Raw genomic sequence first — 20,271 nt, forward strand, 5'->3', positions numbered from 1 at the left:
AAGATCTAACATGTCCCTTACCGCAGAACAGACCGGCAAAATCATCGCTGACTTCGGCCGCGTGCCGAACGACACGGGTTCGCCGGAAGTGCAGGTCGCCCTGCTGTCGGCCCGCATCGACCACCTCACCGACCATTTCAAGGCGCACAAGCAGGATCACCATTCCCGCCGCGGCCTGCTGAAGCTGGTCAACCAGCGCAAGCGCCTGCTTGCCTACCTGAAGGATCGTGACCTGGCTCGTTACCAGGGCCTGATCGAGCGCCTCGGCCTCCGTAGGTAATTTTTGCGTTCCTCCGTGAACGCAAAGATCAAAGCGGCCATCCATGGCCGCACTCTTCAAATATGGAAAACCAATGGCGAAAGTAACCAAGTCATTCCAGTTCGGTAATCACGAAGTCACACTGGAGACGGGCGAAATCGCCCGCCAGGCTTCCGGTGCCGTCATGGTCAGCATGGGCGGCACCGTGGTGCTGGTCACCGTGGTGGCCAACGCCAAGGCGAAGGAAGGTCAAGACTTCTTCCCGCTCACCGTCGACTACGTCGAGAAGTTCTACTCCGCGGGCCGTATCCCGGGTGGTTTCTTCAAGCGCGAAGGTCGCCCGACCGAGAAGGAGACGCTGACCTCGCGTCTGATCGATCGTCCGGTCCGCCCGCTGTTCCCGGAAGAGTTCAAGAACGAAGTGCAGGTCATCGCACAGGTCGTGTCGCTGAACCCGGAAATCGACGGCGACATCCCGGCCATGCTGGGCGCCTCCGCGGCGCTGAGCCTCGCCGGCATCCCGTTCAAGGGCCCGATCGGCGCTGCCCGCGTCGGTTACGCCAACGGCAAGTACCTGCTCAACCCGACCGCCACCGAGCTGAAGACCTCCGAGCTCGACCTGGTCGTCGCCGGTACGGCCAACGCCGTGCTAATGGTGGAATCGGAAGCCAAGCTGCTGTCCGAGGAAGTGATGCTCGGCGCCGTGGTGTTCGGTCACCAGCAGCTGCAGGTGGCCGTCCGCGCCATCGCTGAGCTGGCCACCGAGGCGGCTCGTCCGTCCATGGCATGGCAGGCTCCGGCCCGCAACGAAGCGCTCGTCGCCGCCCTCACGGGTGCCGTGGGCAACCAGCTCGAGGCCGCCTTCCAGGTGCGCGACAAGCTGCAGCGCCGCGATGCCATCTCCGCCATCAAGAGCGACGTGCTCGCCTCGCTGGCTGCCGATGCTGAAGCCAAGGGCTGGGACAAGGCCGAGCTCTCCAAGGAGTTCGCCGAGCTCGAATACCGCACCATGCGCGACGGCGTGCTGAAGACCAAGATCCGCATCGACGGCCGCAACCTGGACGATGTCCGCCCGATCACCGTGCGCGTCGGCGTGCTGCCGCGTACCCACGGCTCGGCGCTGTTCACCCGCGGCGAAACCCAGGCGCTGGTCGTGACCACGCTGGGCACTACCCGCGATGCGCAGATCATCGATGCGCCGGAAGGCGAGTCGAAGGATCCGTTCCTGTTCCACTACAACTTCCCGCCGTTCTCGGTCGGTGAAGCCGGTCGCTTCGGCGCGCCGAAGCGTCGCGAAATCGGCCACGGCCGTCTCGCCAAGCGCGGCGTGCAGGCGGTCAAGCCGAGCATTGAAGAATTTCCGTACGTGGTGCGCGTGGTCTCGGAAATCACCGAGTCCAACGGTTCCTCGTCGATGGCTTCGGTGTGCGGTTCGTCGCTGGCCATGATGGACGCGGGCGTCCCGCTGAAGTCGCCGGTCGCCGGTATCGCCATGGGTCTGGTCAAGGAAGGCAGCGACTTCGTCGTGCTGTCGGACATCCTGGGTGACGAAGATCACCTCGGCGACATGGACTTCAAGGTGGCCGGTAGCGCCGATGGCATCTCCGCGCTGCAGATGGACATCAAGATCGACGGCATCACCGAAGAGATCATGAAGGTGGCGCTGGAACAGGCCAAGCGCGGCCGTCTGCACATCCTCGGCGAAATGGCCAAGGTGATCAGCACCGCCCGCACCGAGATGAGCGAGTTCGCCCCGCGCCTGCTCACCATCAAGATCCATCCGGACAAGATCCGCGAAGTGATCGGCAAGGGTGGCGCGACCATCCGTTCGATCACCGAAGAGACCGGCACCACCATCGACATCAGCGATGACGGTACCGTGATCATCGCCTCGGTCAACCGCGAAGCCGCCAACGCCGCCAAGGCGCGCATCGAGCAGATCGTCTCCGACGTCGAGCCGGGCCGCATCTACGAAGGCAAGGTTGCCAAGCTGATGGACTTCGGCGCGTTCGTGACTATCATGCCGGGCAAGGACGGCCTGGTGCACGTCTCGCAGATCTCCAGCGAGCGCGTGGAAAAGGTCTCCGACAAGCTGAAGGAAGGCGATATCGTCAAGGTCAAGGTGCTCGAAGTGGACAAGCAGGGCCGTATCCGCCTGTCCATGAAGGCCGTGACCGAGGACGAAGGCGCCAGCGTCTAAGTCCTCGCTCCAGCGTTCAAGCAAAAGCCCGGCGAAAGCCGGGCTTTTGTTTTTTCAGAGGCGGGAATGATCGGGAGAGGTAAGGCCACTCTTAGCTCGTCATTCCGACCTGCGCCGGAATGACGAAACCGCCAGCATGACTGCCCGCTGATGCTGCGCTGCGACTTCGTCCGAATTCCTGCCGGACTAATGCGCTTTTTGCGTCTGGCGCAACAGGCTTTTGCTACGATGCCCTGAGTATGAAGAGGATGCAGGCATGGCCGATCAGGCAACTGACTTTCTAAAGGATTACCAGTCGATGGCGCAGCAATCCTGGGACGCCTGGACCCGTTACCTGCAGCAGCATTCGGCCTCCTCGACGCCCTTCGGCGCCACCGCCTCGCCATTCGGCCCGGCCGCCACCGGCGACGACCTGATGGCGCGCAGCATGGCCGCCCTCAAGGGTTATGGCGACTGGCTGCAGGGCGCCGTCGGCAGCGGTCTCGGCCAGGGGCCGGCCGACTGGCAGCAGTCGTTGCAGCAGCTTTTTTCGAACCTGGGCGGCCAGCCGTTCGGGCATGCGTTCGCCAGCATCGACAGCGAGGCGGCGAAGAGCTTCGCGCAGATGTGGCAGGGCTGGATGCAGTCCAATCCGCCGAACTTCGGCGGCATGAAGTTCGATGTCGAGCACATGGCCGCGTTCGGCTACACGCGCGAACGCCAGCGTTTGCAGCAGGCGCTGGCGGCCGCCATGCAGAATTACTCCGAGTGGGCCGGCAAGTACCAGTCGCTGATCCAGCGCGCCAACAGCGAAGGCTTCGAACGCCTGCAGGCCAAGCTGTCCGGCCTGGCCGATTCGTCCAAGCAGATCGAATCGCTCAAGGCGCTCTACGACCTGTGGGTGGACGCGGTGGAAGAGGCCTATGCGCAGATCGCGCTGTCGGAAGAATTCCGCCAGGCCTATGGCGAAATGGTCAACGCACAGGGCCGCGTGCGCCAGTTGCAGCAGCAACAGCTCGAAGCGTTGTGCCGCGACATGGGTGTGCCCACGCGCAGCGAAGTGAGCGCGCTGGGCAAGCGCATGCATGAGTTGCGCCGCGAAGTGCGTGAAGGCCATGCGCCGCAGGGCAACGACGAAGTGGCGGCCTTGCGCGCCGAAGTGGCCGCGCTCAAGCGCCAGCTCGCGGGCAAGCCCGAGGCCGTCAAACCGGTCGAGAAGAAACCGTCGCCGCGCAAGCGCGCGACCGAAAGCATCGACGTCAGCGGCTCGAAGAAGACCTCTGCTGTGGCCGCGCGCAAGACGGTAGCGCGCAACGTCAAGCGCACGCGCAAGTAAGGAGTTTCCATGCATCCCCCGCTACGCCTCGATCCGGCGGCCCTGATGGGCGAAATCACCGCCTTCCAGCGCAAGCTGGCCGCCGGCATGGACAACCTCAAGCATCAGCTCGAGCCCGAGTACGCCAATACGCCGCGCGAGCTGGTGTACCGCGAGGACAAACTCTCGGTGTGGCGCATGAAGGGGCAGGGCAAGCCGACGGCGAAGACGCCGACGCTGATCGTCTATGCGCTGGTCAACACCGTGTGGATGACCGACCTGCAGGAAGATCGCTCGATGGTGCGCAACCTGCTCGAGCAGGGCGAGGACATCTACCTGCTCGATTGGGGTTATCCCGATGCGGCCGATCGCTGGCTCGGGCTCGACGACTACATCAACGGTTATCTCGATCGTTGCGTGGATGCCGTGTGCAAGCAGGCCGGCGTGGATGCGATCAACCTGCTCGGCATCTGCCAGGGCGGCACGTTCTCGCTCTGCTACACGGCGACGCACGGCGAGAAGGTGAAGAACCTGATCACCATGGTGACGCCGGTCGATTTCCAGACGCCCGACAACATGCTCTCGAGCTGGTCGCAGCATATGAACGTCGATTTGTTCGTCGACACCATGGGCAATATTCCCGCCGAGCTGCTCAACTGGGTCTATCTCACGCTGAAGCCGGTGCGCTTGAACCAGCAGAAGTACGTGGGCCTGGTCGACATCCTGGACAACCCGAAAGAGCTGCAGAATTTCCTGCGCATGGAACGCTGGATCTTCGACTCGCCCGATCAGGCGGGCGAAGCGTTCCGCGAGTTCATCAAGGAGTTCTATCAGCAGAACAAGCTGATCAAGGGCGACCTGATCATCGGCGGCAAGCCGGTGGACCTGGGCATGATCAGCCATCCCGTGCTGAATATTTTCGCCGAGCAGGATCACCTGGTGCCGCCGGATGCCTCGCGTGCGCTGGAGCGTCATGTGGGCAGCGCCGACTACACGCAGATCGCCTTCAAGGGCGGTCACATCGGCATCTACGTGTCGGGCCGCGCGCAACGCGAAGTGCCGCCGGCCATCCATCAATGGCTCAGTACGAGAGACTGAATTTTCCACCGGCACTCAAACAGGGAATGAGCATGCAAAGACGTCTGCATCGATCGTTGACGGACCGGAAACTGGCCGGCGTCTGCGGCGGTATCGCCGAGTATCTCGGCTGGGATCCGACGCTGGTGCGCGTGCTGTGGATCGTGCTCACTTTCCTGGGCGGTTCGGGCGTGCTGGCCTATCTGATTCTCTGGCTCGTCATGCCCGACGGTCCCTGACCTCATGGCTGGCGCGTTGCCGCGCCGCCGACTTCCGTTTTCATCGCTGGGCTTTGTGTTTTATGGACTACGACCGTTACGACCGCATCCGTGCCGTGCAATGGCAGGGTGATCATCTCCGTTTGCTCGATCAGCGCCTGCTGCCGCAGGAAGAACGCTGGATCGACTGCGCCAACGCCGCCGACGTGACGCAGGCTATCAAGGATCTCGCCGTGCGCGGTGCGCCGGCCATCGGCATCGCCGCTGCCTGGGGCGTGGTATTGGCCGCCAAGCAAGGCCAGCCGCTGGAACCGGCGCTGGCGATGCTGCGCGCCGCGCGTCCCACCGCGGTCAATTTGATGTGGGCGCTGGATCGCATGAAGGCGCGCATCGCCGCGGGCGCCGATGCCGCTGCGCTCGAACGCGAAGCGCAGGCGATCCAGGACGAGGATCTCGCCGCCAATCGCCATATGGGTGAACTGGGTGCCGCGTTGATCGCAGCGCACTCCGGCGTGCTCACGCATTGCAATACCGGTTCGCTGGCGACCGCCGGTTTCGGCACCGCGCTTGGCGTGATTCGCGCAGGCGTGGCCGCTGGCCGCATCGAGCAGGTGTTTGCGGGCGAAACGCGTCCGTGGCAGCAAGGTGCGCGCCTGACCATGTGGGAGCTGGTGCGCGACGGCATTCCCGCCAAGCTGATCGCCGACTCCGCCGCTTCGCACCTGATGCGTTCGGGTGTGGTGCAGTGGGTCATCGTGGGTGCCGATCGCATTGCCGCCAACGGCGATACGGCGAACAAGATCGGCACGTACCAGCTGGCCATTGCCGCTCGCCATCACGGCGTGAAGTTCATGGTGGTGGCGCCGTCGTCGACGGTCGACATGGCCACGGCGTCGGGCGAAGACATCGAGATCGAGCTGCGCGACTCGGCCGAGCTGCTTGCGGTGGCGGGTCGTCGCACCGTGGTGGAAGGCGCGGATGCGTGGAATCCGGTGTTCGACGTGACGCCTGCCGACCTCATCGATGCCATCGTCACCGAACGTGGCGTGATCGAGCGCCCGACCGCCAAGGCCATGCAGGCGCTTTTTGGTCGATGAAGCTGTCCCGGCAATTCTTCCTGTTCACCATCGGCGGCGTCATCGGCTTCGTCGTTGACGCCGGCCTCGCCCAGGCCCTGGTGAGCTGGTGCGAGTGGAACGCCTACTACGCACGCCTGGTTTCCATCCCGGTGGCGGCCACCGCGACCTGGCTGTGGAATCGACAGCAGACCTTCAAGAACAACGGCAGCGGGCGCGGCCTGTTCTCCGAATGGCTGCACTGGATGGCGCTGATGGGCGTGGGCGCGCTGGTCAATTACGGCACCTATGCCGCGCTTTTGATGGCCTTTCCGATGCTCCACCACTGGCCTGCGCTCGCCACTGCCGGCGGCTCGTTCGTGGCGGCCGTGTTCAATTTTTCGACGGCGCGCCTGATGCTTTTCAAAGGCGCCAAAACGTCCGTGTAACTTATTGATTTTTCTAGTGAAAATACTGTGAATCCCACGCCAAACGTGGTACACTTCACAGGTTATCTCAAGGTTGCCCGCGCCTGGTTCCAGGGGGAGCGCGCAGGGGCCCTCACTTCATCATGGAAGCCGATTGATGGCAGAACTCGCCAAAGAAGTCATTCGCGTCAACATCGAAGACGAAATGCGTCAGAGCTACCTCGATTACGCCATGAGCGTGATCGTGGGACGCGCCCTTCCGGATGTCCGCGATGGCTTGAAGCCGGTACATCGTCGCGTTCTGTTCGCCATGAACGAACTGGGCAATGCATGGAACAAGCCCTATAAGAAATCGGCTCGCGTGGTCGGTGACGTCATCGGTAAATACCATCCGCACGGCGATTCGTCGGTGTACGACGCGATCGTCCGCATGGCCCAGCCGTTCTCGCTGCGCTACATGCTGGTCGATGGTCAGGGTAACTTCGGTTCGGTCGACGGCGACAACGCGGCAGCGATGCGATACACCGAGGTGCGCATGTCGCGCCTCACGCAGGAACTGCTCGCCGACATCGACAAGGACACCGTCGACTTCGGCCCCAACTATGACGAGAGCGAACACGAACCGCTGGTGTTGCCCACCCGCGTACCGAACCTGCTGATCAACGGTTCGGCCGGTATTGCCGTGGGCATGGCCACCAACGTGCCGCCGCACAACCTCACCGAAGTGGTCTCGGCCACCATCGCGCTGATCGACGAGCCGACGCTGTCGATCGACGACCTGATGCATTACATCCCCGGTCCGGATTTCCCGACCGCGGGCATCATCAACGGTTCGTCGGGCATCATCGAGGCGTATCGCACCGGTCGCGGCCGCATCCTGGTGCGCGCACGCACCGAGATCGAAACCGAGCCGAACGGCCGCGAGACGATCCTCATCCACGAGCTGCCGTACCAGGTCAACAAGGCTCGCCTGATCGAGAAGATCGCCGAGCTGGTCAAGGAAAAGAAGCTCGAAGGCATCAGCGAACTGCGCGATGAGTCCGACAAGGACGGCATGCGCGTGGTCATCGAGATCCGTCGCGATTCGATGGCCGACGTGGTGCTCAACAACCTGTTCCAGCAGACCCAGCTGCAGGTCACGTTCGGCATCAACATGGTCGCGCTGTTGGACGGCCAACCGCGTCTGTTGAACCTCAAGGACATCCTCGAGGCGTTCATCCGCCACCGCCGTGAAGTGGTGACGCGCCGTACCATCTTCGATCTGCGCAAGGCTCGTGCCCGCGCGCATATCCTCGAAGGCTTGACGGTTGCGCTGGCCAACATCGACGAGATGATCGAGTTGATCCGCACGTCCGCGTCGCCGGCCGAAGCGCGCGAGCGCATGCTGGCGCGCAAGTGGCAGCCGGGTATGGTCGCCACGCTGCTGGAAGCGGCAGGTGCGGAATCCTCGCGCCCGGAAGACATGGATCCGCGCGAAGGCCTCAAGGCCGAGGGCTACCAGTTGTCCGAAGTGCAGGCGCAGGAAATCCTCGCCATGCGCCTGCATCGCCTCACCGGCCTGGAGCAGGAAAAGCTGTCCGACGAGTACCGCCAGGTGCTGGAGACCATTCGTGGTCTGATCGAAATCCTGGAAGACCCGGCGCGCCTGCTCACGGTGATCCGCGACGAGCTCGAAGCCGTGAAGGAAGAATTCGGCGACAAGCGTCGCACCGAAATCCAGCATTCGCAGGAAGACCTCAACGTCCTCGACCTGATCGCGCCGGAAGACGTGGTGGTCACGCTGTCGCACACCGGCTACGTGAAGCGCCAGCCGGCCAGCACGTATCGTGCGCAGCGTCGTGGCGGCAAGGGCCGTTCGGCCTCCGCGCTGAAGGACGAGGATTTCGTCGAGCAGCTGTGGGTGGTCAACACCCATGACACGTTGCTGACCTTTACCAGCACCGGTCGCGTGTACTGGCTCAACGTGTACCAGATGCCGGAATCCGGCCCGAACGCACGTGGCAAGCCAATGGTGAACCTGCTGCCGCTGGGTCCGGGCGAGAAGGTGCAGGCGGTACTGCCGGTACGCGAGTACACCGAGGACCAGTTCGTGTTCTTCGCCACCAAGCAGGGCACGGTGAAGAAGACGCCGCTTACCGAGTTCGCGTTCCAGCTGCAGAAGGGTAAGATCGCCATCAACCTCGACGAGGGCGATGCGCTGGTCAACGTCGCGCTCACTGGCGGCAACAGCGATGTGCTGCTGTTCGCGTCGAACGGCAAGACGGTGCGCTTCGACGAATCCGAAGTGCGCTCGATGGGCCGTACGGCCACCGGCGTGCGCGGCATCAAGCTGGGCGAAGGCGCTGAAGTGGTCTCGCTGATCGTGGCGGCCGAGGGCGACATCCTCACCGCAACCCAGCGCGGCTACGGCAAGCGCACCACGCTCGACGAGTTCCCGAAGAAGGGACGCGGTACGCAGGGTGTCATCGGCATCCAGTGTTCCGAGCGCAACGGCAATCTGGTCGCTGCCATCCAGGCCAGCGAAGCGCATGAGCTGATGCTGATCTCCGACCAGGGCACGCTGGTGCGTACCCGTGTGGCGGAAGTCTCGCAGCTGGGTCGCAACACCCAGGGCGTGACGCTGATTCGCCTGCCGGCCGACGAGAAGCTGGTGAGCGTGGTGCGTCTCGATGCGGAAGTGGAAAACGGCGAAGGCGAGGGTGAAGAAGGCCCGGTCGACGCCGCTCCGGAGGCACCTGCCGACGGCGAGTGATTCTTGCTTGCTTCGTAAAGAAGAAACCCGGCTACGGCCGGGTTTCTTTTTGCATCCGACTAACCCGGCGTGACTTCAACCGAATCCACGCGCGTACCGTAGAACGCCAGGTAATCCTTGATCGGCGTCACCGGGTCGTACGGATGTTCATACGTCCATACCGCATTCGTGCCGCGGTCCCCCGCGGAGGGAATGCTGTAGTAGGACGCGTCGCCCTTGTACGGGCAATAGGTGTGATGCTCCGTGCGTTCCAGCAGCGACATATCCACGTCGTCGCGCGGGATGTAGTGCACGACGGGATAGCTCGCTTCCTGCAGGCTCAGCGAACGCCGGGTGTCGGCCACCACGCGGTCCGCGACCCGCACCACCACATGATCGTTGCTCGGTTTCACCTCGATCGGATGATCGGGTCCGGGAATGCGCTGAACTCGGCTGGACATGGCATGGCTCCGCTTGCATGGGAAGGCGATGCACCACGTTACTCGCCGCCGTGACAAGAAAGGGTGCAGCGGATGTTGCGACCTGGCTTACCAGCCGAACGTGGAGTACGCCGTGCCCTGCAGGCCGAGCTGCAATCCCTGCCGGGTATAGCCGATCAGCGTCTCCGGCAGCGCGTGCAGCGGGAACCAGCCAAGACCATCGTGCTTGCCGGATTCGACGATGGCCGGGTCGCCTCGCCATGGCGTGGCCAGAAAAAACATGCCCAGCCATTCGCCGCCGTGGTCTCCAGCCCGCGCGTGCAGCAGGTGGATCAGGCGCATGTCGTGCGCATGCGCCTCGATGCCGGTTTCCTCGCGAAGTTCACGCGCCGCGGCCTGTTCCAGCGTTTCGCCGCCGTCGTGACCGCCGGCAGGCAGGCTCCACTGGCCGTCGTTCCAGCCGGTGTTCGCGCGTCGCAACAGCAGGATGTCGTCGCCGCGACGCACCACTACGAAGACGCTGGCGTTCAACGCATAGCGTTGCCGGACCAGCGTCGAATTCATCAGCCGAGCGCTTCCAGCATGGCTTCCGCTGTGGAAACGCGGAATTCGCCAGGCGCTTCCAGCTCCAGCTGCTTCACCACGCCGTTCTCGGCATACAGCGCGAAACGGCGTGCGCGCAGGCCCATGCCGTAGCCGCTGCCATCCAGTTCCAACCCCAGCGCCTTGGTGAACGCGCCGTTGCCGTCGGCCAGCATCCACAGGCCTGCCGGCACGTGCTGCGAGGCGGCCCAGGCCTGCATCACGTAGGCGTCGTTCACGGCCAGGCACATCACTTCCACGCCGCGCTGCTGGAACTCGGCGAAATGCTGCACATAGCCGGGCAGGTGCTTGTTGGAACAGGTGGGCGTGAAGGCGCCCGGCACGGCGAACAGCACGACCTTGCGGTCGGCGAACAGGGCGCCCGTCTGGGCCGGTTCGATGCCGTCGTGGACGACGCGGATTTCGACGTCGGGCAAGGTGTCGCCGACCTGGATGCTCATGGGAGGTTGCCTGAGGTGGTGGGAGGACGCGATGCTAGCGCTACGGGGCGGGCTTGTCGCCTTGAATCACGCCATTTTCGCACCCATGTGGTCGACCATAGAGAGGGTGGCGAGGCATCGCCATGCATCACCCATACGAGTCGGGCGAAGCTCGCCGGCTGCGGGGCGGAAAACATGCTTTCCGCGCCGCCGGTCCAGGCGGGCGGATTGCCGGGGAGTGGCAGTGGAATTCAAAGATTATTACGACATCTTGGGCGTGAAGCCGGATGCCAGCGAGGCGGACATCAAGGCCGCCTATCGCAAGCTGGCCAGGAAATATCACCCCGACAAGAACAAAGACGCAGGCGCCGAAGAGAAATTCAAATCGATCAACGAAGCCAACGAAGTGCTTCGCGATGCCGAAAAGCGCCGTGCCTACGATGAGCTGCGCGCCGGCGGTTACCGCGGCGGCGAGCAGTTCCGGCCGCCGCCGGGCTGGGGCCAGAGCCATGGTTTCGGCGGCGACGGCGGCGGCGATTTCAGCGACTTTTTCGAAAGTCTGTTTGGCGGTCGCGGCGGTGCCGGTCCCGGCCCGCGCGGTGCGCCGCGCGCACGCCGCGGTGGCGACGTGCATGCGCATGTGCAGATCGATCTGCAGACCGCGTTCGACGGCGGCCGCACGCGCCTGTCGCTGCAGGACGGCAGCGGCGGCGAGCGCGTGCTGGAAGTGAAGATTCCGGCCGGCATCCAGCCGGGCCAGGTGATTCGTCTGGCGGGGCAGGGCCACAGCGGTTCGGGCGGTGCCTCCAACGGCGATCTGCTGCTGGAAGTGGGCATACGCGATGACGGGCGTTTCCGTCTGGACGGCCGAAACGTGCTGCACGTGCTGCCCATCGCCCCATGGGAGGCGGCGCTGGGCACGACCGTGCCGGTGCCGACGCTGGCCGGTACGGTGGACCTGCGCATCCCCGCCGGCTCGCAGTCGGGACGCAAGTTGCGCCTGAAAGGGCGCGGGCTGCCGGGCGCGCATCCGGGCGATCAGCTGGTGGAGTTGTCGATCCGCGCACCGCTGGCCGATACCGATGCGCAGAAGAAGGCGTACGAGGCGTTGCGCGAGGAGTTTGGGGATTACGATCCGCGGCGTTGAGTAACGAAAAACGGCGCCGGAAGGCGCCGTTTTTTTAAACCGCTGGAATTTTGTCCGCTGGCTTATTTTTTCCTCACCGTCATTCCGGCGTGCGCCGGAATGACGGTGAGGGGGAGGCGGGTTGCGGAGACTTCGAACTGGCTCTTGCACGGCGCACTGCAGCGCTTACGCCGGCAGCAGATCCTTCAGCGTGCTCACCAGTTCTTCTTCGCGGATAGGCTTGGTCACATAGGCCTTCGCGCCCTGGCGCAGGCCCCAGACCTTGTCCGTTTCCTGATCCTTGGTGGTCACCAGCACGACGGGGATGTGCTGGGTATCGGGGTCTTTGCTGATGGTGCGCGTGGCCTGGAACCCGTTGAGGTTCGGCATCACCACGTCCATCAGAATCAGGTCGGGGCGTTCGCGCCTGGCCGCTTCGACACCCGCGGCGCCATCTTCGGCAGTCAGCGCTTCATGCCCGAGCTTTTCGACGATGCGCTTGATGCCCAACAGCTGCGACGGCGAATCGTCGACGATCAGGATGCGTGCCATAAGGTGGAGTTCCCCTTGTTGTTTCGTTGGATTCTATGACGCTGCCGCGACGCTTCCAAGCCGAGCGAAAGCTCAGCTTGCGCTACCCACGCTTACTACGGTACGGCCAAACGAATCGCCTGCCAGCATGCGCGGGAACACCTCGGGCAGTTGCTCCAGCGTCACTTCACGCGTGGCGATGCGCTCAAGATGTTGCGGTTTCCAGTCGCTGGACAGCCGCTCCCACACGCGATCGCGGATGTCGCGCGCGGTGCCGGCGGAGGCAATGCCGAGCAGGCTGGCGCCGCGGATGATGAAAGGCATCACGGTACTTTCGAAACCGATGCCGCCGGCATTGCCGCAGATGGCGACGTTGCCGTAGGGCGCGATCAGCGGCAGCAGGCCGGCCAGCATGCTGCCGCCGACGTTGTCGAGCGCGCCGCCGAAGCGGGCCGAATCCATCGGCTTGCCGCTGAAAGCTAGCTGGTGGCGATCAATGCACTCGGCCGCGCCCAGGTCGCGCAGGAAATCGAAATGCGCGGCCTTGCCGCTGATCGCATGCACGGCATAGCCGGCACGCGTAAAGATGTCGATGGCCAGCATGCCCACGCCGCCGCTGGCGCCGGTGACGGCGAGCGGGCCGAGCGCCGGCGTCTGGCGGTTGTCTTCCATGCGCAGCAGGGCGAGTGCGGCCGTAAAGCCGGCCGTACCGATGATCATGCTGTCGCGCAGGCTCAAGCCCTTGGGCAGGCGAATCGTCCACGCGGAAGGCAGCCGGACGTATTCGCCATAGCCGCCGTCGCGTGTCTCGGACAGGCCGCTACCGGTGCACAGCACCGCATCGCCTTCCTTGAAGGCCGGATCGGTGGAGGCGACCACCGTGCCGGACACGTCGATGCCACCGTTGAGCGGATACTGGCGAAGTATCTTGCCTTTGCCGGTGCCCGCCAGCGCATCCTTGAAATTGATCGACGAATACGCGACCTGCACCAGCACTTCGCCGGGACTCAACGCATCGGCAGCAAGCGTCTCGATGCCGCCGCGATAGCCGGCACCGTCGTTGTGGATGCGAAAGGCGCGAAAGGCGCCGGGTGTACTCATGGCCAATCCTTAACTCTCTGCGTGCCGTGCCGGGTCAGGCTTTGACGCTGCTGCGGTCGATCCACTTGGGCGTATAAACGCCCTGATAACTGTCCAGCCAGTCGAACAGCTGCGACATGTCCTGACCGAACCATACACTTTCGCGCTGCTCGGGGCGCACGAAACGTTCGGCCACCATGTGATCCATCATGGCGCGCAGCTGTCCGTAGTAGCCGCGCACATCGAAAAAGGCGCAGGGATAGCGGTGCAGGCCCAGCTGGGCCCAGGTCAGCATCTCGAACATCTCGTCCATGGTGCCGTAGCCGCCGGGCAGGGCGACGAAGGCATCGGACAGCTCGAACATGCGCGTCTTGCGCTGGTGCATGGTGTCCACCACCTCCAGCTCGGTGAGGCCGGCATGCGCCACTTCCAGGTCCACCAGCTGGCGCGGAATGACGCCGATCACCTTGCCGCCCGCGGCCAGCACGGCATCGGCCACGGTGCCCATCAGGCCGACCTTGCCGCCGCCATAGACCAGCGCGATGCCGCGGCGGGCCATTTCGGTACCGAAGGCACGGGCCTGTTCGATGTATTCAGGGTGATTGCCGCTGCTGGAGCCGCAGTAGACGCAAAGGGCGGTAGGCATGAACGAAGACCGGAAAGGATGGTTGGAAAGTTAGTGGGAGCGGGCGAAACGAGGTGTTTCTCGTTTCTCACTTCTATTCATTCGCCCCAGAAAAGGCAACGGCCCGCTCGTGTTTCCACGAGCGAGCCGTACTGGCCTGGTGTGGCCAACGGGCTTAGTTGCCCTTGTGGATGGCGCGCTTGTCGACCGACAGGGCGGCTTCGTGCACGGCTTCGGACAGCGTCGGATGCGCGTGGACGATGCGTGCCAGGTCTTCGGAGGAGCCCTTGAACTCCATCGCGACCACGCACTCGGCGATCAGCTCGGACACGCCGGGGCCGACCATGTGCACGCCCAGGATGCGGTCGGTTTCCGCATGGGCGAGCATCTTCACCTGGCCGATGGCCTCGTTCATGGCCACGGCGCGGCCGATGGCGGCGAACGGGAAGGTGCCCACCTTGTACGGGATGCCTTCGTCCTTCAGCTGCTTCTCGGTCTTGCCGGCCCAGGCGATTTCCGGCTCGGTGTAGATCACCCACGGCACGGTGTCGAGGTTGATGTGGCCGGCCTTGCCGGCAATCCACTCGGCCACCGCCACGCCTTCCTCGGAACCCTTATGCGCGAGCATCGGGCCGCGCACGGCGTCGCCAATGGCCCACACGCCGTTCACGCCGGTGTGGTTGTGCTCGTCGACCACGATGCGGCCGCGCTCGTCCAGCTTCACGCCGGTGTCGGCGGCCAGCAGGCCGTCGGTGTAGGCGCGGCGGCCCACGGCCACCAGCAGCTTGTCGACGGTGAGCTCGTGCGCGCCGTCCTTGTCTTCATAGGTCAACGCAACTTCGTTGCCCTTGATCTCGGCCTTGGTGAGCTTGGCGCCGAGCTTGATGTTCAGGCCGAGCTTGCCGAATTCCTTGAAGGCGATCTTGGCGATGTCCGCATCGGCCACGCTGAGGAAGTCCGGCAGCGCTTCGAGCACGGTCACGTCCGAACCCAGGCGCTTCCACACGCTGCCCAGCTCCAGGCCGATCACGCCGGCGCCGATCACGCCCAGGCGCTTCGGCACTTCGGTGAAGTCGAGCGCGCCGGCGTTGTCGACGATGAACTTGTTGTCGAACTTGGCGAACGGCAGCTCGATCGGCACCGAGCCCGAAGCGAGGATCACGTTGGTGGCGCTGATGGTCTGCTTGGCGCCATCGTTGCCGGTGATTTCCACTTCGTTGTTCTTGAGCAGCTTGCCCTTGCCGAAGAACGGCGTGACCTTGTTGGCCTTGAACAGCTGGCCGATGCCGCCGGTGAACTGCTTGACGATCTTGTCCTTGCGGCCGATGAAGGTGCCCAGGTCGACCTTGGCGCCTTCCACCGTGATGCCGTGCACCGGCAGGTTGTGCGCGATGTTGTAGAACTGCTTGGACGAATCGAGCAGCGCCTTGGACGGAATGCAGCCCACGTTGAGGCAGGTGCCGCCGAGGGCCTGCTTGCCATCCTTGCCCACGAAGGCGTCCACGCAGGCGGTCTTCAGGCCCAGCTGCGCGGCGCGGATCGCGGCCACATAGCCGGCCGGGCCGGCGCCGATGACGATGACGTCGAATTTTTCGCTCATGATGTTTCCTAGCTGTGTGACGCGCCGGGGAGCGCGGCACTTATGAAGCGGGAGATATGTGCGGCGAGCGTGGATTCAATGCCACTGCTCGCCGCCAGAGCTTCGTTACCTGGTTGCACGGATCGCCGAGACGATCCGTGCGCGATCAGATGCCGAGCAACATGCGCTGCGGATTCTCGAGCTGGTTCTTGATATCGACCAGGAACAGCACTGCGTCCTTGCCATCGATGATGCGATGGTCGTAGGAGAGCGCCAGGTACATCATCGGGGCGGCGATCACCTGGCCGTTCTCGACGATGGCGCGCTCCTTGATGGCGTGCATGCCCAGGATGGCGCTCTGCGGCGGGTTCACGATCGGGGTCGACAGCAGCGAACCGAAGGTGCCGCCGTTGGTGATGGTGAAGGTGCCGCCCTGCAGGTCGTCCAGGCCCAGCTTGCCGTCACGCGCCTTCTTGGCGTAATCGACGATGCCGCGCTCGACGTCGGCAAAGCTCATGTCCTGCACGTCGCGCAGCACCGGCGTCACCAGACCCTTGTCGGTGGACACGGCGATCGAGATGTCCTGGTAGCCGTGATAGACGATGTCGTTGCCGTCGACCGAGGCGTTGACCAGCGGATGACGCTTCAGCGCTTCGGCAGCGGCCTTCACGAAGAAGCTCATGAAGCCGAGCTTGACGCCGTTGGCCTTCTCGAACGACTCGCCCAGCGCCTTGCGCATCTTCACCACCTCGGCCAGGTTCACTTCGTTGAACGAGGTGAGCATGGCGATGGAGTTCTTCGACTGCATCAGGCGCTCGGCGATGCGGGCGCGCATGCGGGTCATCGGCACGCGCTCTTCCGGACGCGAACCCGGGGTCGGCTTGGCGGCCGGAGCGGCAGCGGCCGGAGCGGCGCCACCCTTGCCGACGTTGAGCAGGTCTTCCTTGGTCACGCGACCGTCGCGGCCGGTGCCGGCGACCTTGGAGGCGTCGATGTTCTGTTCGGTGGCCACGCGCAGGCCGGCCGGGGAGAGGTCGGCGTTGCCGGCGGCAGCAGCCTTCGGAGCGGCCGGCGCGGCGGCAGGGGCAGCGGCGGCGGGAGCGGCAGCTGCCGGAGCCGGCGCAGCAGCGGCAGCGCCTTCCTCGATCACCGCAATCACCTGCTGGCTGGTCACCGTGTCGCCGGACTGGAACTTGGTTTCCTTCAGCACGCCATCGACCGGCGAGGGCACTTCGAGCACCACCTTGTCGGTTTCGAGGTCGACCAGGTTTTCGTCGCGCTTGACCGCTTCGCCGGCCTTCTTGTGCCAGGTCGCGATGGTGGCGTCGGAGACGGACTCGGGCAGGACGGGAACTTTGACTTCGATAGACATGTGGATTCCTTGAGTGAATGCGTTCATCCCTGAACGCTAAGGTCAAAAAGCGGCTTTCCATAGCCGCACTTCTCAATTGGGTGCGCTCATCCCTGAACGCTAAAAAGTGGAAAAGCGGCCATCCGTGGCCGCACTTTTCAGGATTTTATTCTGCGGAATGGTCAGTGCCGACCGGCGTAACCAAGGCCTGCTCAACCAGCGCGGCCTGCTCGGCAACGTGCGTGCTGAGATGGCCGGCCGCCGGTGCCGGCGAACGGGCGCGACCCGCATACGACAGGCTCTGCTTGCTGTTGACGCAAGCCTGCAGGTGATGGCGGATCTGGAACCAGGCGCCCTGGTTCATCGGCTCTTCCTGGCACCACACCACTTCCTTGGCGGACGCGTACTTCTCCAGCTCGGCGGTGACCTGCGGACGCGGGAACGGATAGAGCTGTTCCACGCGCACGATGGCGACGTCGGTCTGGCCGCGCTTCTCGGCGTCTTCCAGCAGGTCGTAGTAGACCTTGCCCGAGCACAGCACCACGCGCTTGACCTTCTTGGCGGCCAGCTCGCGATGCTCCGGGATCACCAGCTGGAAGCTGCCGGTAGCCAGCTCGTCCAGCGAGGACACGGCCAGCTTGTGGCGCAGCAGCGACTTGGGCGTCATCACGATCAGCGGCTTGCGCACCGGGCGCACCATCTGGCGGCGGATCATGTGGAACGCCTGGGCCGGCGTGGTGGGCACGCAGACCTGCATGTTCTCCATCGCGCACAGCTGCAGGAAGCGCTCGAGGCGGGCGGAGGAGTGCTCCGGACCCTGGCCTTCGTAGCCGTGCGGCAGGAACAGCGCGAGGCCGCACAGGCGGTTCCACTTCGATTCGCCCGAGCTGATGAACTGGTCGATGACGACCTGCGCACCGTTGGCGAAATCGCCGAACTGGCCTTCCCAGATGTGGAGGGTGTACGGATCGGTGGTGGCGCTGCCGTACTCGAACGCCATCACTGCTTCTTCGCTGAGCAGCGAGTCGATCACTTCGACGTCGGCGCCCGAACGCACATCGGCCAGCGGCAGGTAGGTGTAACCGGTCTGCTGGTCGTGCAGCACCGCATGGCGATGGAAGAAGGTGCCGCGACCCACGTCCTGGCCGACCAGGCGCAGGTTGTAGTTTTCGTCGATGAGCGTGGCGTAGGCCAGGTTCTCGGCAAAGCCCCAGTCGCCAGGCTGTTCGCCCGCGGCCATCTTGGCGCGGTCGTCGTAGATCTTGGCGACGCGGGACTGCAGCGTCAGGTCCTTGGGCAACTTGAGGATCTGGTTGGCCAGTTCGACCAGACGCTGCTTCGGCACGCCGGTGGGCGTCTCGGTGGACAGCTTGCCGCCGATGAACTTGTCCCAGTCGACTTCGATGTCCTTGACCAGCGAGGTGGTCAGTTCGGTCATCGGTTCGCCGGCCTCGAGGCGGGCGCGATAGTCCTCGAACATCTTCTGGCCGTCGCCATCGGCGATCACGCCCTGCTTGACCAGCTCCTGCGCATACAGGTCGCGGGTGGTGGGGCGCTTGCGGATGATCTGGTACATCACCGGCTGGGTAGCTGCCGGTTCGTCGGCTTCGTTATGGCCGTGGCGGCGGTAGCACACCAGGTCGATCACCACGTCCTTGCGGAACTGCTTGCGGAAGTCGTAGGCGAGGCGGGTGGCCTGGATCACCGCTTCCGGGTCGTCGCCGTTCACGTGGAACACCGGCGCGTTGACCATCTTGGCCAGGTCGGTGCAGTACAGCGTGGAACGGGCGTCCTGCGGATTGGAGGTGGTGAAGCCCACCTGGTTGTTCACCACGATGTGCAGGCTGCCGCCGATCTTGAAGCCGCGGGCCTGGGACATGTTGAACAATTCCATGTTCACGCCCTGGCCGGCCAGCGCCGCATCGCCGTGCACCAGCACGGCCAGCGACTGCTTGCGCTCGGTGTCGCGGCGACGGACCTGGCGCGAGTGCACCGAGCCTGCCACCACCGGGTTGACGATTTCCAGGTGCGACGGGTTGAACGCCAGCGCCACGTGGGTGCCGCCGTTCGGCGTCTTGACGTCGGCGGAGAAGCCCATGTGGTACTTCACGTCGCCCGAGTGGGCCGGATCGTCCGGGTGATCCCACTTGCCTTCGAATTCGTTGAACAGCGTGCGCGGCGGCTTGCCCAGGATGTTGACCAGCATGTTGAGGCGGCCGCGATGGGCCATGCCGATCACCACTTCCTTGATACCGTTGTCGCCCGCGGCGCGGACCACGTCGTCGACCATCGGGATCAGGCTGTCGCCGCCTTCCAGCGAGAAGCGCTTCTGGCCGACGTACTTGGTGTGCAGGTAACGCTCGAGGCCTTCGGCCGCGGTGAGCCCGGCCAGCACGCGCTTCTTGCCTGTGGCGTCAAGGCCGGCGGTGCCGCTGGCCTGCTCCAGGCGGGTGTAGAGCCAGTTGCGCTGCTCATGGTTGCTGATGTGCATGAACTCGACGCCGAGGGTGTTGGTGTACACCTTCTTCAGCCGGGCAATCAGCTCGCGCAGCTTCAGGCGCTGGCCACCGCCGGCAAAGTTGCCGCAGTCGAACTCGGTATCCAGGTCGGCGTCGGACAGGCCGTGGAACGAGGGTTCCAGGTCCGGCGCCGGCAGCTTCTCGGCCAGGCCGAGCGGGTCGAGGTTGGAGGCCAGGTGGCCGCGCGAACGGTAGGCGGTGAGGATGCGCAAGACGCCGGCCTGCTTGCGGGCGTGGGCGTCGTCGACGGGGCCGGCGGCTGCCGCAACGCCGTTGCGGCGCTGCTTTTGCGCGGCCTCTATACGCGCAATGGCCGCAGAGTGGGAAACGTCCCCTGACTCGCGGCCTTTGAAAGTCTCGAAGTATTTGCTCCAGGTAGCGTCGACCGACGAGGGGTCTGCCAACCACGATTCATAGAGCTGTTCAACATAATCGGCGTTACCGCCGGCGAGTTGGGAGGATTCGAAAAACTCGCGGATCAGATTAGTGCTCACGTCACCACCGGTGAGAAGGGAAGCATGCAGCCGCTCCGGCCGGGGTTGGCCGGATGGCTGGGAAAAATCCCGTTAATTATAGCCTTGGGGTGCTGCGACGCGGCAACCCAAAACACCGACCTTAGATGGGGTCGATGGACGATATTTCGAGTTTGCGGGTACCGACCATCGTCGTAGAGCGCGGATTTGTGAGGGAACGAGGTGTTTTGCGTCGGTGCGACGGAGGCGCTCGCTTCCTGGGG

The 20,271-nt window shown here is 64.3% G+C and carries 18 protein-coding genes; 9 read left to right on the plus strand and 9 right to left on the minus strand.

What is annotated here, in order from left to right; genetic code table 11:
* Positions 1–10 precede the first annotated feature (10 nt).
* From rpsO to gyrA, 8 genes are all read left to right on the plus strand, one after another.
* Positions 11–280 (plus strand): 30S ribosomal protein S15, encoded by a 270-nt coding sequence (rpsO, locus tag ACN9MB_RS07940; RefSeq protein WP_019464706.1) that lies wholly within the window; start codon positions 11–13, stop codon positions 278–280.
* Positions 281–353: 73 nt separating this feature from the next.
* Positions 354–2,459 carry a polyribonucleotide nucleotidyltransferase gene (pnp, locus tag ACN9MB_RS07945; RefSeq protein WP_426271412.1) on the plus strand — a complete coding sequence of 702 codons (2,106 nt, stop codon included), beginning with the start codon at positions 354–356 and terminating at the stop codon, positions 2,457–2,459.
* Between the two features lie 256 nt (positions 2,460–2,715).
* Positions 2,716–3,774 carry a poly(R)-hydroxyalkanoic acid synthase subunit PhaE gene (locus tag ACN9MB_RS07950; protein ID WP_426271413.1) on the plus strand — a complete coding sequence of 353 codons (1,059 nt, stop codon included), beginning with the start codon at positions 2,716–2,718 and terminating at the stop codon, positions 3,772–3,774.
* 9 nt (positions 3,775–3,783) lie between these two features.
* Entirely contained in the window at positions 3,784–4,851 is a 1,068-nt protein-coding gene (locus ACN9MB_RS07955) for a class III poly(R)-hydroxyalkanoic acid synthase subunit PhaC (protein WP_426271414.1), read from the plus strand.
* A gap of 32 nt (positions 4,852–4,883) precedes the next feature.
* Entirely contained in the window at positions 4,884–5,069 is a 186-nt protein-coding gene (locus ACN9MB_RS07960) for a PspC domain-containing protein (RefSeq protein ID WP_426271415.1), read from the plus strand.
* A gap of 62 nt (positions 5,070–5,131) precedes the next feature.
* Positions 5,132–6,145 (plus strand): S-methyl-5-thioribose-1-phosphate isomerase, encoded by a 1,014-nt coding sequence (mtnA, locus tag ACN9MB_RS07965; RefSeq protein WP_426271416.1) that lies wholly within the window; start codon positions 5,132–5,134, stop codon positions 6,143–6,145.
* Positions 6,142–6,552 carry a GtrA family protein gene (locus ACN9MB_RS07970; protein ID WP_426271417.1) on the plus strand — a complete coding sequence of 137 codons (411 nt, stop codon included), beginning with the start codon at positions 6,142–6,144 and terminating at the stop codon, positions 6,550–6,552. The genes mtnA and ACN9MB_RS07970 overlap by 4 nt, the downstream gene beginning before the upstream one ends.
* 136 nt (positions 6,553–6,688) lie before the next feature.
* Positions 6,689–9,283, plus strand: a complete 2,595-nt coding sequence (gene gyrA / locus ACN9MB_RS07975; protein WP_204634566.1) for a DNA gyrase subunit A — start codon at positions 6,689–6,691, stop codon at positions 9,281–9,283.
* Positions 9,284–9,342: 59 nt separating this feature from the next.
* Here gyrA and ACN9MB_RS07980 read toward each other — a convergent pair whose 3' ends face one another.
* From ACN9MB_RS07980 to ACN9MB_RS07990, 3 genes are all read right to left on the minus strand, one after another.
* A complete protein-coding gene (locus ACN9MB_RS07980) occupies positions 9,343–9,723 on the minus strand; it encodes a DUF427 domain-containing protein (protein ID WP_204634567.1) in 381 nt (126 codons plus the stop codon).
* 87 nt (positions 9,724–9,810) lie between these two features.
* Positions 9,811–10,266, minus strand: coding sequence for an NUDIX hydrolase (locus tag ACN9MB_RS07985; protein ID WP_204634568.1), 456 nt, complete (start codon positions 10,264–10,266; stop codon positions 9,811–9,813).
* Positions 10,266–10,745 carry a peroxiredoxin gene (locus ACN9MB_RS07990; RefSeq protein WP_204634569.1) on the minus strand — a complete coding sequence of 160 codons (480 nt, stop codon included), beginning with the start codon at positions 10,743–10,745 and terminating at the stop codon, positions 10,266–10,268. Before ACN9MB_RS07990 ends, ACN9MB_RS07985 begins: the two co-directional genes overlap by 1 nt.
* Positions 10,746–10,968: 223 nt before the next feature.
* On the opposite strand from ACN9MB_RS07990, the gene ACN9MB_RS07995 reads away from it, so the two are divergent.
* Entirely contained in the window at positions 10,969–11,871 is a 903-nt protein-coding gene (locus ACN9MB_RS07995) for a DnaJ C-terminal domain-containing protein (RefSeq protein ID WP_204634570.1), read from the plus strand.
* Positions 11,872–12,036: 165 nt separating this feature from the next.
* Here the strand turns inward: ACN9MB_RS07995 and pilH are convergent, their stop codons facing one another.
* From pilH to ACN9MB_RS08025, 6 genes are all read right to left on the minus strand, one after another.
* Entirely contained in the window at positions 12,037–12,402 is a 366-nt protein-coding gene (pilH, locus tag ACN9MB_RS08000; protein WP_204634571.1) for a twitching motility response regulator PilH, read from the minus strand.
* Between the two features lie 72 nt (positions 12,403–12,474).
* The gene (locus tag ACN9MB_RS08005) at positions 12,475–13,482 is read right to left on the minus strand and encodes an oxidoreductase (protein ID WP_426271418.1); all 1,008 of its coding nucleotides are present in this window, start codon (positions 13,480–13,482) and stop codon (positions 12,475–12,477) included.
* 34 nt (positions 13,483–13,516) lie between these two features.
* A complete protein-coding gene (locus tag ACN9MB_RS08010; RefSeq protein WP_204634573.1) occupies positions 13,517–14,107 on the minus strand; it encodes a TIGR00730 family Rossman fold protein in 591 nt (196 codons plus the stop codon).
* Between the two features lie 154 nt (positions 14,108–14,261).
* Entirely contained in the window at positions 14,262–15,686 is a 1,425-nt protein-coding gene (gene lpdA, locus ACN9MB_RS08015) for a dihydrolipoyl dehydrogenase (protein ID WP_426271419.1), read from the minus strand.
* A gap of 145 nt (positions 15,687–15,831) precedes the next feature.
* Positions 15,832–17,037, minus strand: coding sequence for a 2-oxoglutarate dehydrogenase complex dihydrolipoyllysine-residue succinyltransferase (gene odhB / locus ACN9MB_RS08020; protein WP_426271420.1), 1,206 nt, complete (start codon positions 17,035–17,037; stop codon positions 15,832–15,834).
* 145 nt (positions 17,038–17,182) lie between these two features.
* Positions 17,183–20,029, minus strand: a complete 2,847-nt coding sequence (locus tag ACN9MB_RS08025; protein WP_426271421.1) for a 2-oxoglutarate dehydrogenase E1 component — start codon at positions 20,027–20,029, stop codon at positions 17,183–17,185.
* Positions 20,030–20,271: the final 242 nt, after the last annotated feature.

It is taken from the genome of Dyella kyungheensis (assembly GCF_049913195.1).
Lineage (GTDB): Bacteria > Pseudomonadota > Gammaproteobacteria > Xanthomonadales > Rhodanobacteraceae > Dyella > Dyella kyungheensis.